Here is a 14,222-nt window from a genome sequence, read left to right on the forward strand (position 1 = left end):
GATCTTCTATTCTGACCTAAATTACTGCTAATTACCTTAATCAGGTAGCAGCAGTCAAAGTATCACAAAGATGCCGCCAAGTTAAACTCTAACTTGAGCAGCTATTAAAAGATTATTCTAAATTAAAAGGAGAGCTTAATCAGGATTGCTTTATATAGATGCGGTCCCGGATTTCCTCGCCAGAGGAGGGGTCTGTCCCAATCAACTCAGCATACTGCACCTTTGGCCATCCTAAGGTACCCCAGGTAACCCGAACAAAGATGCGATTTAAGATTGCCTGTTTTTGTTTGATGCGAGCATAGATATGGTACTTGTTATCAGTTTCCGATTTAGTTAGGAGCAAAGGTAATTTATCGTAAGACACAAATCTTAACTCATACCGATCCTTTCCAAGGTACTTACTATTTAAACCATACCCTAGTCGACGTTGCATAGAAGATAGATCTTGTTTTTGCCCTTTCTCTTCATATCTAATCCAATATACATTCACCGGCTTATCCTGATCAACGGATCCATTTTTCAGGTTTAGCTCATAAATCACAGTGTTCTTATTAGGATCGCGTTGGAGATAAAAAAGTTCATTCTTTATTCCTTTTGGAACGGGCAAAGCCGGTTCCGTTTCAGCAGTGGCAGCCGCAATTATGTCGGATGATAAGGATATGATAAAAAAGAACAAGAAGCCTAACAGCCTTTTATTCAACCTGTCAGAGTTGGGAGTCATTATGTAATTTAGATTTTAATCTAGATCACAAAGGTAATACGATAATTTGATAATAGCTAAAAAAGCCCCGCGGATGCGGGGCTAAATTAAGTATAAGGCTCTTATTATTTAAAGCAATACTATGCTTGTTGTTTTGCTCTTATTATGTTCAAAGCAGCTCCTGCTTTAAACCACTCGATCTGCTGTTCGTTATAAGTATGGTTAACAGCAAAGGTATCCTGGGTTCCATCGGCATGATGAAGAACGACTTTTAACTGTTTGCCAGGTGCAAACTCAGTTAATCCGAGAATATCAATGGTATCATCTTCCTGAACCTTGTTATAATCAGCAACATCAGCAAAGGTGATAGCTAACATACCCTGCTTCTTAAGATTAGTCTCATGTATACGAGCAAAAGATTTTACTAGTATTGCTCTAACACCCAGGTGACGTGGTTCCATAGCTGCATGTTCCCGAGATGAACCTTCTCCGTAATTTTCATCTCCTACTACAACAGTTCCAATTCCAGCTGCCTTATAAGCGCGCTGAGTAGCTGGAACCGGCCCGTACTCGCTGCTTAATTGATTCTTGACAGAATCAGCAGTATCATTGAAGTAATTAATAGCTCCAATCAGCATATTGTTGGAGATATTATCAAGGTGGCCACGGAACTTTAACCATGGGCCAGCCATGGAGATATGATCAGTAGTACATTTTCCTTTAGCTTTAATTAGCAAACGAAGACCGTGTAAATCTGTTCCTTCCCATGCTGGGAAAGCGTCTAAAATTTGAAGACGACTAGACTTCTCATCCACAAGTACTTGTACTTTACTTCCATCTTCCGCCGGCGCCTGATATCCTGCATCTTCTACAGCATAACCTTTAACAGGCATCTCTAATCCCTGTGGCTCATCTAATCTCACTTGTTCTCCGGCTTCGTTTGTTAAAGTATCAGTCATCGGATTGAAGGTTAAATCGCCAGCAATAGCCAGGGCTGTTACAATTTCGGGAGAAGCTACGAATGCATGAGTATTTGGATTCCCATCCTGACGTTTAGCAAAGTTTCTGTTGAATGATGTAATGATGGAATTTTTACGGGTAGGATCATCTGTATGACGAGCCCACTGACCAATACAAGGGCCACAAGCATTAGCCAAAACCACCCCTCCTATTTGCTCAAATGTATTTAAATATCCATCGCGTTCTACAGTATAACGTACAAGTTCAGAGCCCGGAGTTACAGTATATTCCGACTTAGTTTTAAGATTTTTATCAATAGCCTGTTTGGCCAGGGAAGCAGCACGAGTAATATCTTCATAAGAAGAGTTTGTGCATGAACCTATTAGCCCAACTTCCAATTTTGCTGGCCAACCGTGTTCTTTAACAGCTGCACCAAACTTAGAAAGAGGCCATGCTAAATCTGGTGTAAATGGGCCATTGATATGAGGCTCTAACTCTGAAAGATTAATTTCAATCACCTGATCAAAGTACTGCTCAGGATCAGCGTAAACCTCAGGGTCTCCAGTTAAATAATCTTTAACCTGGTTTGCCAAATCGGCTATATCAGCTCTTTTAGTTCCGCGTAAATAGCTTTCTGCTTTATCATCGTAGCCAAAAATTGAAGTAGTAGCTCCGATCTCTGCCCCCATATTGCAGATAGTTGCCTTGCCGGTTGCAGAAAGAGAACGCGCTCCTTCGCCAAAATATTCAACAATTGCCCCTGTACCACCTTTCACCGTTAAGATACCAGCCACTTTCAAGATAACGTCTTTAGCAGAAGCCCAACCAGAAAGTTTACCTGTTAATTTAACACCGATTAGTTTAGGGAATTTGAGCTCCCAGGCAAAGCCAGCCATTACATCGCATGCGTCTGCTCCACCTACCCCTATAGCGATCATACCTAAACCGCCAGCATTCGGAGTATGAGAATCGGTACCGATCATCATACCTCCAGGGAACGCGTAATTTTCAAGAACTACCTGGTGAATAATACCAGCTCCTGGTTTCCAGAAACCAATACCGTACTTATTGGAAACGGAGGACAGGAAGTCGTATACCTCTTTATTTGTACTATTTGCGATCTCAAGGTCTTCATGAGCACCAATTTTAGCTTGGATCAAGTGATCGCAATGAACCGTTGACGGAACTGCAACTTGTGGCCTTCCAGCTTGCATAAACTGTAATAGCGCCATCTGTGCCGTGGCATCCTGCATCGCAACTCGATCGGGAGCAAAATCAACATAAGAAGCACCACGTTGATATGCCTCAGTGGCACTTCCATTCCACAGATGGGAATAAAGGATTTTTTCAGTTAAAGTAAGTGGTTTACCTACTGCTTTTTTAGCTGCTTCTACTCTATCGCCGAAACGAGAATAAACAGCTTTAATCATTTCCAAATCAAAAGCCATAAAATACTTGAATATATAACAAAAGTATTAACTATTGAGCACACAAAAAAGTTGCTTCACGAAAATGGGCGATTATAAACTGACATAATCCACGCCGAATTCTGAGAAATGAACAAACAAAAAACCATCCTGTTTCGCAGGATGGTTCTTCAATTTGTAATATTTATCTGTTAGTTCTTTTTTAGAAGATCTCTTAAAGATTAATTCATTAACAACTTGTGAGGAGGAGCAAACTTCGTGAGATTAATTCCTTCCACTGCTGCTTTATATTCTTCAATTGTAGGAGTTCTACCAAGAATTGTAGACAGGACCACAACTGGCGTAGACGATAGTAATGACTCTCCTTTTTTGCCTTCAGCATCCTCTACAACCCTTCCCTGGAAAAGACGGGTAGATGTTGCCATTACAGTATCTCCCTTAGCCGCTTTCTCCTGGTTACCCATACAAAGGTTACATCCCGGACGCTCCAAATACAACATTTTCTCGTATTCAGTACGGGCGGCAGCCTTAGGAGCATTATCATCGAACTCAAATCCTGCATATTTCTGTAGAACATCCCAATCTCCTTCCGCCTTAAGCTCATCAACAATGTTATAAGTAGGTGGCGCAACAACAAGAGGAGCCTGAAACTCAACCTTGCCATTTTGCTGCTCTATGTTCTTAAGCATCTGGGCAAGAATTTTCATATCTCCTTTATGAACCATACAAGAGCCTATAAATCCAAGATCTACTTTTTTATCTCCACCATAGAAAGACAAAGGCCTGATCGTATCGTGCGTATAACGTTTCGAAACATCTGCGTTATTTACATCGGGATCTGCAATCATAGGTTCTCCGATTAAATCAAGATCTACAACAACTTCAGCGTAATACTTAGCATTGGCATCAGGAATTAGAGCAGGTTTTTCACCTGATTTGATTTCAGCGATTCTCTTATCAGCCTTATTGATCAATCCTTTAAGCACTTGCTTCTCGTTGTCCATGCCTTTATCGATCATGATCTGGATCCGGCCTTTAGCAATCTCGAGAGACTCGATCAACGTATCGTCTTCAGAGATACAAATGGAAGCCTTCGCTTTCATCTCAGCAGTCCAATCAGTAAAAGTAAATGCCTGATCAGCTGTAAGAGTACCAATATGAACTTCTATAACCCTTCCCTGGAATACGTTTTCACCACCAAACTTCTGAAGCATCTGGGCCTGAGTAGCATGGACCACATCACGGAAATCCATGAAATTCTTCATTTCCCCTTTAAATGTTACTTTCACCGACTCTGGAATTGGCATGGAAGCCTCACCTGTAGCAAGAGCAAGAGCAACCGTTCCTGAATCTGCACCAAAAGCGACACCTTTAGACATCCGGGTGTGAGAGTCGCCACCGATAATGATAGCCCACTCGTCTATAGTAATATCATTAAGAACTTTGTGAATTACATCGGTCATCGAATGATAAAGACCTTTGGGATCACGAGCGGTAATCAAACCAAACTCGTTCATAAACTTCATCAACTTTGGAATATTTGCCTGAGCCTTTTTATCCCATACAGATGCCGTGTGACAACCAGACTGGTATGCACCATCAACGATCGGAGAGATTGTTGTAGCGGCCATGGACTCTAATTCCTGAGCAGTCATTAAGCCAGTAGTGTCTTGAGAACCTACAATGTTCACCTGAACGCGAACATCAGAACCAGCATGCAGTACTTTACCAGGAGTTGTCCCAACTGCATTTCTGTTGAAAATCTTTTCTACTGCAGTAAGACCTTGTCCTTCGTTTGAAATTTCCTTTGACGGAGCAAAGACAGCCGGAGCTTCGATCTCTAATAACTTAGCTGCAAACGTTTGAAGTTTTTTACCGAATACCACCGCGTAAGAACCACCAGCCTTTATAAACTCCATCTTTTGAGGAGTGAATGACTTAGAAAGGTCAATTAATTCCTTATCGCCACTATAAAGTTTTTTCTTTTTTGTATTAATGGTAAGAACAGTACCTGTAGCAACAGAATAAACCTGCTCAAGAACTGGTTCGCCATTCTCATCACGAACAATCTTGCCATCCGCATCAAGCTTCTTAACCCAATTTTTCAGGTCAATACCAATACCACCAGTAACGTCAACAGTTGTAAGGAAGATAGGAGAAATCCCGTTTGTTCCACCAACTATGGGTGCAATGTTTACAAAAGGAACGTAAGGGCTTGCCTGTTTGCCAGTCCATAACGCCACGTTGTTTACACCCGACATTCTCGATGAACCTACACCCATGGTTCCTTTTTCCGCAATTAACATCACACGTTTGTCTGGATGCTGCACTTGCAATGCTTTGATTTCCGCTTGTGCTTGTGGTGAAATCATGCATTTACCATGAAGTTCACGGTCGGAGCGAGAGTGAGCCTGATTCCCCGGAGATAGTAAGTCTGTTGAAATATCACCCTCGCCAGCAATGAAAGTAACAATCTGAATTTCTTCAGGAACTTCCGGTAGTTTTGTAAAAAACTCAGCCTGAGCGTAGCTTTCAATAATATCCTTCGCTATTACGCTACCGCTTTTAAATGCTTCCTTTAAACGATCTGTATCCGCATCGTAAAGGAAAACTTGCGTTTTCAATACGTTTGCTGCTTCTTTCGCGATGAATATGTCGTTACCCAGAGCAAGATCAAGCAGAACCTTAATTGAGGGCCCACCTTTCATATGCGATAAAAGTTCGAATGCAAAAGTAGCCGGAATTTCCTGTACAGCAGATTCGCCCAGAATAATCTCCTTTAAAAACTGAGCTTTAACACCTGCGGCAGGTGTAGTACCTGGCAATGTATTGTAAATAAAAAACTTAAGAGAATCTTCACGGTAAGGGTTTCCTGAATCCTTAATTTGAGCGATGATTTCGCTTAATAATTCAGCACCGTCAATTGGCTTTGGATGCAGCCCCTGGAGTTCCCGTTCTTCAATCTCCTTGATATAATCCTTATAAGTGTTCATACAAAAGTTTTTTTCAATGCGGAGCTAGATTTGCATAATAGTAAGAATTCGGTTCTAACTTCTTTGCCTCTTTAATAAAAGCTGCCAGAGATCATATGCCTGACTGTCTATTCCATGAGGTATAGCGAGAGCAGAATTATATCTGAACCTGCATATTTAGAATTCCTATCTACCTGCGAGAACAAAGAATTCTACAGTTGAAGTTATGAGCACTTACAGATTTACTTACCACTTATCATACAAAGAGTAAGACTCTAGTCAGCTTTTCCGGACCTTTTCTATCTCAAATGTCGCCAGTCATTGATTTTTATCTATTAAAAAATTAAAAATCAGTTATACAAGACTGAAATTGCGCGAATTTACAGAAAATGACTGACAGATATGATCTAAGTCATAGGTTTTTTTATCTTCAAATAAAGTAAAATGAAATTAAAACGACGATTAAAAGATTTCATCTTAGCATACTTACATTGAAAAGAAGATTTCCAGTGATCAAGAATGTTTAAAGGTTAACCTATTTACAATACTTCAAAAGTATATCCGCGGTCAACACAAGCCGCAAGTGTACCCGGCAAAGCTCGTTTAAGCCTTTCAAAGGCCTTTACGCTATCGTGAAATACAATTATTGACCCGGGAGATATGGTACTTAATACATTCTTCAAACAAGCATCAGGACTTAGTTGCTGATCAAAATCGCCGCTTAAAACATCCCACATAATAATCTTGAGATCTGGATAGGCTTCTCTTAATTTTGCTGCCTGTGACCGTTTGATTCTACCGTAGGGGGGTCTGAACAAGTCTGACTTAATAAGTTGCTGACACTGCTGGAAATTTTCCAAATAAACGTTATCCTCCGTAGTCCATCCCTTTAAATGATTAAAAGTATGATTACCGATAGAATGTCCTTCGGTTACCACTCTTTTAAATACCTCAGGATGTTTCCTAATATTATCTCCAATACAGAAGAAGGTGCCCTTAGCATTAAAAGCAGCTAGTGTATCCAGAACAAAAGGCGTAACTTCTGGAATGGGTCCATCATCGAAAGTAAGGTATACTTTCGCCTGATCTGTTGACTGCCGCCAGATAAAATCAGGATAAAGCCACCGCAACCAAAAAGGAGTTTTGATGAGATACATGTTAAGTTAAAATTATATTTTAAGAACGAACACAGAACATAATGAAATTAAATCCGACTGTAGATTGCCCTTAAAAGAAACAAAAGAACAAAATTATTATTCCTAAAAGAGGTTTCGAACCACATTACCCTTAATTATTAGTAAACTTGCCAACTCTTAAAACAGGAATTTTTAAATGGATTCAGTGGCTAAAATAGCGGTTATTGGAGGCGGAAGCTGGGCTACAGCGAACATTAAAATGCTGGCTGACAATCGCAACATTAAAGAAATTTTCTGGTGGATGCGTAATCAGGATGCGATAGAACACATCAAGACTTATCGACATAACCCTAACTATTTAAGTTCAGTTGAAATTAATGTCCCCGCCGAAAACATTAGCACTGACCTTAAAGAGATACTATCAAAAGCAAACATGGTTCTTTTAAATGTGCCGGCAGCATTTTTAAAAGAAGCGTTAAGCGATATAAACCCAGATGACCTTAAGGGGAAAAAAATTATATCCGCAATAAAGGGCTTCGTTCCTGATGAACATCTAATTATCGGAGAATTTATGCACTGCAAGTATAAAATTCCTTTTGATGACCTTATTGTGATCAGTGGACCATGTCATGCTGAAGAAGTTGCACTTGAAAAACTTTCCTACCTAACAATATCTTCCGCGAACACTCAACTTGCGCAGGACTTTGCCAATCTGCTAAATACCCGTTATATCAAAACGAATGTCTCTGACGATATATATGGGACTGAATATGCTGCAGTGTTAAAGAACATTTACGCGGTTGCAAGCGGAATTTGCCATGGACTAGGCTATGGCGACAATTTCCAAGCAGTTTTGATCTCAAATGCCATTAGTGAAATCAAGCGCTTTGTCGATGCTGTCCATCCAATTAACCGTGACATTAAAGAATCGGCCTATCTGGGCGACCTTCTGGTAACTGCTTATTCGCAATTCAGCCGCAATAGAATGTTTGGGAACATGATAGGTAAAGGATATACTGTGAAATCGGCCCAGTTAGAAATGAATATGATTGCAGAGGGTTATTATGCGGCCCACAGCCTGCATCAGATAAACCGGAATTTTAAAGTTCCAATGCCTATTTGCCGCGCAGTGTACGCCATTCTTTACGAGAAACACTCTCCACATATTGAAATGAAACTACTTTCAGAGAAACTTTCCTAATAGGACCCCTTATAATTTGGCACACTAATGGTTAGGTTACTGTGTAAAACACTGAAAATCGATGAAGAACACAACCATTTGGGGTCTTGTTGCTGGTGCAGCCACCGCGACAGCCGTATTGATGACCTATCGTAGAAGTGATGGAAGCAGACTTGCTGACGGAATTATTAGTTCTGCAAAGCAACTTGGCAATAAAATAAAAGACAGACTTCAGCATAATGTAAAGGGGCCGAACGGAGAATCGGTATACCTTGACATGTATGATAGACAGTTCTATGAAGATTCTGAAGGCAAACGGGTTTATTTAGATGTCCATTAATATACGCACCTATGAAACATATTATAAAAACCTTCCTGATTTTTTCTTTGAGTACAATAACTACTATCTCTTTCGCTCAGGAGAATAAAGACAGCACGGGCGTTCGTCATACTGTTAAGCAAGCAGGAAAAACAACCGGAAAAGTTGTTAAAAAAACAGGAAAAAAAGTTGGAGAAGTTGGAGCTAAGAGCGCTGCAAAAGTAAAAGACAAATCTCTAAAAGAGAAAGGACCCAACGGAGAGACCGTTTATATTGACAAATATGAACGAAAGTATTACGTAAATAAAGATGCGAAGCGCGTTTATATAAAATAAAAAAAGGTTCGGCAAATTGCCGAACCTTTTTTAAACTATAGTGTTTAATATCTCTTTCTACGTTCTCCACTACCGCTTCTCTCTCTGCTACCACCGCTACGATCTTCTCTACGTTTTCCAGAGAAATCACGGAAACCACCACCGCTATTGCGATCTCTACCTCCGCTACCATCTCTACGGCCGCTACCACCGCTTCGTCCGCCACGGTTTCCACCATCACGATCTCCAGCTACTTCGATGCGAACGCTTCTTCCATTAAATTGCGCACCATTAAAGTTTTGAATAACAGTTTCAGAATGAGCATTTTCAACTTCAAAGAAAGTATAAACGCCTTTTAAATCGATTTTCCCAATCGATTTACCACTGATCTTACCTGTATTGCAAATAAACCCAAGCATGTCGCCGCGAGTAAATTCGTCTACAGAACCTAAGTTAATGAACAAACGAGTGTAATCGCCCCTACTACCTCCTCTTGGGAAGCGTTCGCTACGCTCACCGCGTCCTTCAAACTCAGCTGAAACATTCAGATCTGGAGCATTTTGATAATACTCAAGGAAACGATTAAACTCTAAAGAAGCAAATCTTTTAATCACTTCTTCTTTTGTAAGGTCGTTAAACTCCTCCATAATACGAGGAATGTATTGTTCGATCTGCTCTTCGTTTACATCAACATTATGAACTTTGTGTACAAGTGCAAATAACTGCTTCTCACAAACGTCAAAGCCTGTAGGTATTTCAGATTTTATAAACTGCTTACCAATTACACGTTCGATCTGACGGATCTTTCCTAATTCTTTTGAATGAATGATAGAAATTGAAACACCAGTTTTACCTGCACGCGCAGTCCGACCACTACGGTGAGTATAGTTTTCTATCTCATCAGGTAGCGAGTAGTTAATAACGTGAGTTACATTGTTTACGTCGATACCTCTTGCTGCAACATCAGTAGCAATAAGAAGTTGTAAACTACGCTCACGGTAACGTTTCATTACTTTATCACGTTGCTGTTGAGAAAGATCGCCATGTAATGCATCCGCATTGTAGCCGTCTTTGATCAAAGCTTCAGCAATTTCCTGAGTTTCAATCTTTGTACGACAAAATACAATACCAAAAATTTCAGGGTTAAAGTCAACAATACGTTTGAATGCTGCATATTTATCACGAGCCTTAACTACGTAGTACTCGTGCTCAATATTTGCATTTCCTGTATTTTTCGTCCCCATGGTTAATTCATGAGGATCTGTCATATACTTTTTAGAGATACGACGAACTTCTGCAGGCATAGTCGCAGAAAACAACCAGGTTTTCTTTACTTCCGGAGTAGTTGAAAGGATTTGATCAATATCCTCCTGGAAGCCCATGTTCAACATTTCGTCAGCCTCGTCTAATACAACGTATTTTACCTGACTGAAGTCGATGGCGTTACGACCGATGATATCTAACATACGGCCAGGAGTAGCTACCACGATCTGTACTCCTCTTTTAATCTGACGTAACTGATCAGAAATACTTGCACCACCATAAACGGCAACTACATGTACATTTTTAATGTTCTTTGAATAGTTTTTTAGATCGTTGGTGATCTGAAGACACAATTCACGAGTTGGACATAAAACCAGCGCCTGTGGCTGATTTGCTTCGAAGTCCAACAATTCCAATAAAGGCAGGCCAAATGCTGCCGTTTTTCCTGTTCCTGTTTGAGCTAATCCGACAAAATCGTTGCTGCCTGAAAGTAATACCGGGATGGCTTGCTCCTGTATAGGAGTGGGATTAGTAAATCCCAATTCAGAGATGGCATTAACAATATCATGACGGATTCCCAATTCACTAAATGGGTTCATGATAATAAATTACGTGTTCAGCCTTAATGCTGAAGCAGCGGCAAAGGTAAGGTTTATTTTTGGTAAAAGAAGTTTCAGTATTAGTTATTGCCTCAGAGGCTATTAATCTGACATTATGATAATAATTAGGGCTATTAATAGCCGGTACCCTGAGTAATTTGAGACATACGAACTTCATTTAGTAAACCTGGCATCGCGTTTCCCATAGATCCTACAACAACGGCATACCTCCACCCCCTTTCGTCAGCAGCACCTGCCCACAGGTCTGAGGCTGAATAGTAGCGGTTGCGGCCTTTAATCTCGCCATTATTCGAATATCTCTTTCCGTCGGATTTAGGATCATAGCATTCGAAAAAGAGTGAGCCCGATACTCTCTTATATCCTTTGACTATAATATAATGAGGGTAGACAGCAGTGGGAATAGTATAGTAACCATGTGTATGGTCGCTTAAAGATTGATTAAACTGAATATGCGAAAAGTTAATAACAAGAATCACCAGGTATCCTTTATCGATACAATTAATGATATCTGTGAGCTCAGGAGACAAGGGCACTACTTTCCATGGTATCTCCTTTTTCGTTAAAAGAGAGGTTACATCAAGAGTGGAAAAGGGCTGTGGATTGACATCTAATGTTCCATCCAGTCGATATTGAGGAGAAGCCTCCTCCCTGGCCTGCAATACGCCATAAGAAACAAAGTTCGTTCTGTGGGTCCACCTGGCAGCCATTGCAACAACAGCTGCTCCGCCGTTTATGGAGGAATGCACTCCGGAAGAGTCTTGCGCGTAATACCACTCATAATCCCTTTCCAGTCGGTTTTGAGCCTCCATCGTACCCCGCAAACCAATTTTACTGTCATTAGATTCAACTTTTATCATCCAATCTACCGCTCTTCCGCTTTCTGAAATTACCTTATAAATAGCAGGCCTAGTAAAATCATTTGAACTTGTGCCACTCTGCTGCTTGATTCCATTGGAGGTGACACTGGCACCTTGTGATATCTGAAACACAGGGGTTAATCTCTTTCTATTGAAGTAATCGGCAAGTTCAATAATTATCTCGTTTTTTTCACGATCAATTGAGACACCTGTTGAATATGGCACGACAAAAGTTTTAAAAGAAGCTTCATCACTAAGAATTACATCCTTTTTTTGACACCCCAAAAACAAAAGCAAAACCAAAGTAGCAAAAACACTAGAAAAACACCTATAGGTGGCTGCTATCTTTGAAAATCCAATTGCCATATGGGAGAATACACTGAAGACTTTTATCCGTAAAGTTATATAATTACTTTTGGAAGAATGTCGCGTTTCTAGCGGTATTAGCACTTAATACTACAACCTTCTTTACAATATCTTAATAACCTTGTAAATTACTCCGGGAAAAAGAAACTATTAATATCACGTTAGTACCAATATATTCATCAAGCTTAAGAAGAAGAAAAAAGAGGTTTTATAGAGGTGATAAGCAAAGGTTCGTGAAAAGACGCTACAGGAGACCTCTTCTGAAAACCCCTGTAGCATATCATCTAATTTCTTATTGCCATTTAAAGGGCAAGAACCAGTTCTTTACGTCTGCACTTAATTTCTCAACGCCTGCTGGTACCGGTTGATTTGCTTCCTGGAATTTCTTTGCAATAGTATTTCTTAAGAACTCCCTACCTTTTCCTGGCTGATCTTTTTCACGTCGCAAAGCTATTCGAACTAAATCTTGCCAACGATTTCCTTCAAAAGCTAGTTCTAATGCAGCTTCATTGATAATTATGTTCTCCATGGCAACGGTAAGGCCTGCGCGTGTTGTTCCAGGTAGGAGCGGTTTGTTTTCTCTTCCTTTATTTGACATATCAAAAAATGCCGAGGAGTCAACGGTTACGGGAACAAGACCGACACGTCCTCTAATCCCCACATTATACGAGTATTTGTCGCGGTAACGCGGTATCTCTCCTTGACGGGCGTAGAAGACATAATCAGGGTTTTTATTTGCAGCATCAGTACTTATCATGATATTGGTAACATCTGTTGGAAGCGGCCTTAGTTTAGGCGTATAGGCCTCTCGAATTCCGAGGTTAACCAGAGCATAAGCTAATTTATCAATTCCATCCCTATTAGCAGTTTCAGCCATCCGTAGATGCAACAAGGCTGTTCGGTATAAAATCCACTTACCGTTACTAGTTGTAAAAGGTGAACTACTGTTAAATCCAGGGATCAATTTATTAACATAGGGAAGGCCAGCGGCCACGTCATAACTTTTTCCCAGGCCGCCTCTGTTAAGATCTCCGGGTTGGCCGTTAAGAGCAGCATCACTATTGCTTCTTAACTGATCATTCCAATTTTTAACAGCTAATAAAGAAGGTTTTATCTTGTATTTGTCTGTACTAGGAGCGAAAAGATTTACAAAGGGATTACCTGGACTGAATTTGATATCTAAAGGAATCATCCAAAAGTTTTCATGATTTTGAGCTCTTTCACTGTAACCCTGATTAAATATTCTAAACCAATCATTTCCGCCTAGATCATGGGGGTTTCCACCAACGTTAAAAGAAGCATAGTACTCTCTTTGTAGACCAGTAGGATCCAGCACACTTCCATACTCCATTAAGATCTTATAATATTTCGCAGCAAGAGCATATTCTCCATTCCATAAATGAAGATCGCCAAGCAGCATCGTCTTGTTAATGAATACCTTTTCGGTATTGTATGAATCCAGAGTAATCCGGAGCGAGTTACCACTAGGGATAGGGTCTTTAGAAGGTAATTTCTCTGCAAAATCAGTAAGCGTCGAGATTAATGTAGGTAAGTTAAGTTTCGGAAATTTATTAATGTCATTTATATCCGAAATGCTAACAAGCGGATCCGTTACGTAATAAACTTCTCCATACTGGATACCTAACTGTAAATAAATCCATGTTCTGAGTGCAGCCACTTCTGAATACCTAACTTTGTACTCATCCTGTGTCAATCGCTTATTATTCAGCATAACATCGAAATTTCGCATGGCGTCATTACAGTTTATGATCACCTCATACCACGGCTTAGGGTTTGCCCATGGGTTATCCTGCGATACATTATGCTCATTAATTTCACGAAGATATTTATCCGCATTTAGGGTTATGTCTTCAAGATCTCCCCTTAGTTCGTTTAATACAACATACCTGTCAGCAAGCGAGGTAAACTTTCCATAAATACCCATTATTGCAGCGTCGGCATCATAGACGCTTTGGTAGGCCATTTCTGCTGGTAAGGCATCCTCAGGCTCCAAGTCAAACATCTTTTTACATGAAAGCGTGCTTAAAGTAAGAGACACAAACAGTACCCCTTTAACCAGGCTCTTTAAATTTCTTTTCATACTTATC

General features: G+C 40.2%; 10 protein-coding genes. 3 read left to right on the top strand and 7 right to left on the bottom strand.

Features of this window, described 5'->3' with window-relative positions:
- Positions 1 to 139: 139 nt before the first annotated feature.
- The 4 genes from J4N24_RS22860 to J4N24_RS22875 form a co-directional block, all read right to left on the bottom strand.
- On the bottom strand, positions 140 to 721 hold the full coding sequence (locus J4N24_RS22860) for a DUF4833 domain-containing protein (RefSeq protein WP_207536067.1): 582 nt from the start codon (positions 719 to 721) through the stop codon (positions 140 to 142).
- A 119-nt stretch (positions 722 to 840) separates the two neighbouring features.
- Positions 841 to 3,108 carry an aconitate hydratase gene (locus J4N24_RS22865; protein WP_207536068.1) on the bottom strand — a complete coding sequence of 756 codons (2,268 nt, stop codon included), beginning with the start codon at positions 3,106 to 3,108 and terminating at the stop codon, positions 841 to 843.
- Between the two features lie 200 nt (positions 3,109 to 3,308).
- The gene (locus tag J4N24_RS22870; protein WP_207536069.1) at positions 3,309 to 6,080 is read right to left on the bottom strand and encodes a bifunctional aconitate hydratase 2/2-methylisocitrate dehydratase; all 2,772 of its coding nucleotides are present in this window, start codon (positions 6,078 to 6,080) and stop codon (positions 3,309 to 3,311) included.
- Between the two features lie 518 nt (positions 6,081 to 6,598).
- A complete protein-coding gene (locus J4N24_RS22875) occupies positions 6,599 to 7,216 on the bottom strand; it encodes a polysaccharide deacetylase family protein (RefSeq protein WP_207536070.1) in 618 nt (205 codons plus the stop codon).
- A gap of 175 nt (positions 7,217 to 7,391) precedes the next feature.
- On the opposite strand from J4N24_RS22875, the gene J4N24_RS22880 reads away from it, so the two are divergent.
- The 3 genes from J4N24_RS22880 to J4N24_RS22890 all read left to right on the top strand — a co-directional run bounded on the left by J4N24_RS22880 (position 7,392) and on the right by J4N24_RS22890 (position 9,029).
- On the top strand, positions 7,392 to 8,396 hold the full coding sequence (locus tag J4N24_RS22880; protein ID WP_207536071.1) for an NAD(P)H-dependent glycerol-3-phosphate dehydrogenase: 1,005 nt from the start codon (positions 7,392 to 7,394) through the stop codon (positions 8,394 to 8,396).
- A gap of 61 nt (positions 8,397 to 8,457) precedes the next feature.
- Positions 8,458 to 8,715: a hypothetical protein gene (locus J4N24_RS22885; protein ID WP_207536072.1), complete on the top strand. Its 258-nt coding sequence runs from the start codon at positions 8,458 to 8,460 to the stop codon at positions 8,713 to 8,715.
- A gap of 11 nt (positions 8,716 to 8,726) precedes the next feature.
- Positions 8,727 to 9,029 carry a hypothetical protein gene (locus J4N24_RS22890; protein WP_207536073.1) on the top strand — a complete coding sequence of 101 codons (303 nt, stop codon included), beginning with the start codon at positions 8,727 to 8,729 and terminating at the stop codon, positions 9,027 to 9,029.
- A gap of 44 nt (positions 9,030 to 9,073) precedes the next feature.
- On the opposite strand, the gene J4N24_RS22895 is transcribed toward J4N24_RS22890, so the two are convergent.
- The 3 genes from J4N24_RS22895 to J4N24_RS22905 all read right to left on the bottom strand — a co-directional run bounded on the left by J4N24_RS22895 (position 9,074) and on the right by J4N24_RS22905 (position 14,215).
- The gene (locus J4N24_RS22895; RefSeq protein ID WP_207536074.1) at positions 9,074 to 10,870 is read right to left on the bottom strand and encodes a DEAD/DEAH box helicase; all 1,797 of its coding nucleotides are present in this window, start codon (positions 10,868 to 10,870) and stop codon (positions 9,074 to 9,076) included.
- A 134-nt stretch (positions 10,871 to 11,004) separates the two neighbouring features.
- On the bottom strand, positions 11,005 to 11,973 hold the full coding sequence (locus J4N24_RS22900; RefSeq protein ID WP_207536075.1) for an SGBP N-terminal domain-containing protein: 969 nt from the start codon (positions 11,971 to 11,973) through the stop codon (positions 11,005 to 11,007).
- Positions 11,974 to 12,406: 433 nt separating this feature from the next.
- Positions 12,407 to 14,215 carry a RagB/SusD family nutrient uptake outer membrane protein gene (locus tag J4N24_RS22905; protein ID WP_207536076.1) on the bottom strand — a complete coding sequence of 603 codons (1,809 nt, stop codon included), beginning with the start codon at positions 14,213 to 14,215 and terminating at the stop codon, positions 12,407 to 12,409.
- Between the last annotated feature and the right edge of the window lie 7 nt (positions 14,216 to 14,222).

The sequence above is a fragment of the Desertivirga arenae genome (assembly GCF_017355785.1).
Classification (GTDB): Bacteria; Bacteroidota; Bacteroidia; order Sphingobacteriales; family Sphingobacteriaceae; genus Desertivirga; species Desertivirga arenae.

Coding starts and splice junctions, on each gene's coding strand:
- J4N24_RS22890 (WP_207536073.1), top strand. CDS start 8,727: ATGAAACATATTATAAAAACCTTCCTGATTTTTTCTTTGAGTACAATA.
- J4N24_RS22865 (WP_207536068.1), bottom strand. CDS start 3,108: ATGGCTTTTGATTTGGAAATGATTAAAGCTGTTTATTCTCGTTTCGGC.
- J4N24_RS22870 (WP_207536069.1), bottom strand. CDS start 6,080: ATGAACACTTATAAGGATTATATCAAGGAGATTGAAGAACGGGAACTC.
- J4N24_RS22895 (WP_207536074.1), bottom strand. CDS start 10,870: ATGAACCCATTTAGTGAATTGGGAATCCGTCATGATATTGTTAATGCC.
- J4N24_RS22885 (WP_207536072.1), top strand. CDS start 8,458: ATGAAGAACACAACCATTTGGGGTCTTGTTGCTGGTGCAGCCACCGCG.
- J4N24_RS22860 (WP_207536067.1), bottom strand. CDS start 721: ATGACTCCCAACTCTGACAGGTTGAATAAAAGGCTGTTAGGCTTCTTG.
- J4N24_RS22875 (WP_207536070.1), bottom strand. CDS start 7,216: ATGTATCTCATCAAAACTCCTTTTTGGTTGCGGTGGCTTTATCCTGAT.
- J4N24_RS22905 (WP_207536076.1), bottom strand. CDS start 14,215: ATGAAAAGAAATTTAAAGAGCCTGGTTAAAGGGGTACTGTTTGTGTCT.
- J4N24_RS22880 (WP_207536071.1), top strand. CDS start 7,392: ATGGATTCAGTGGCTAAAATAGCGGTTATTGGAGGCGGAAGCTGGGCT.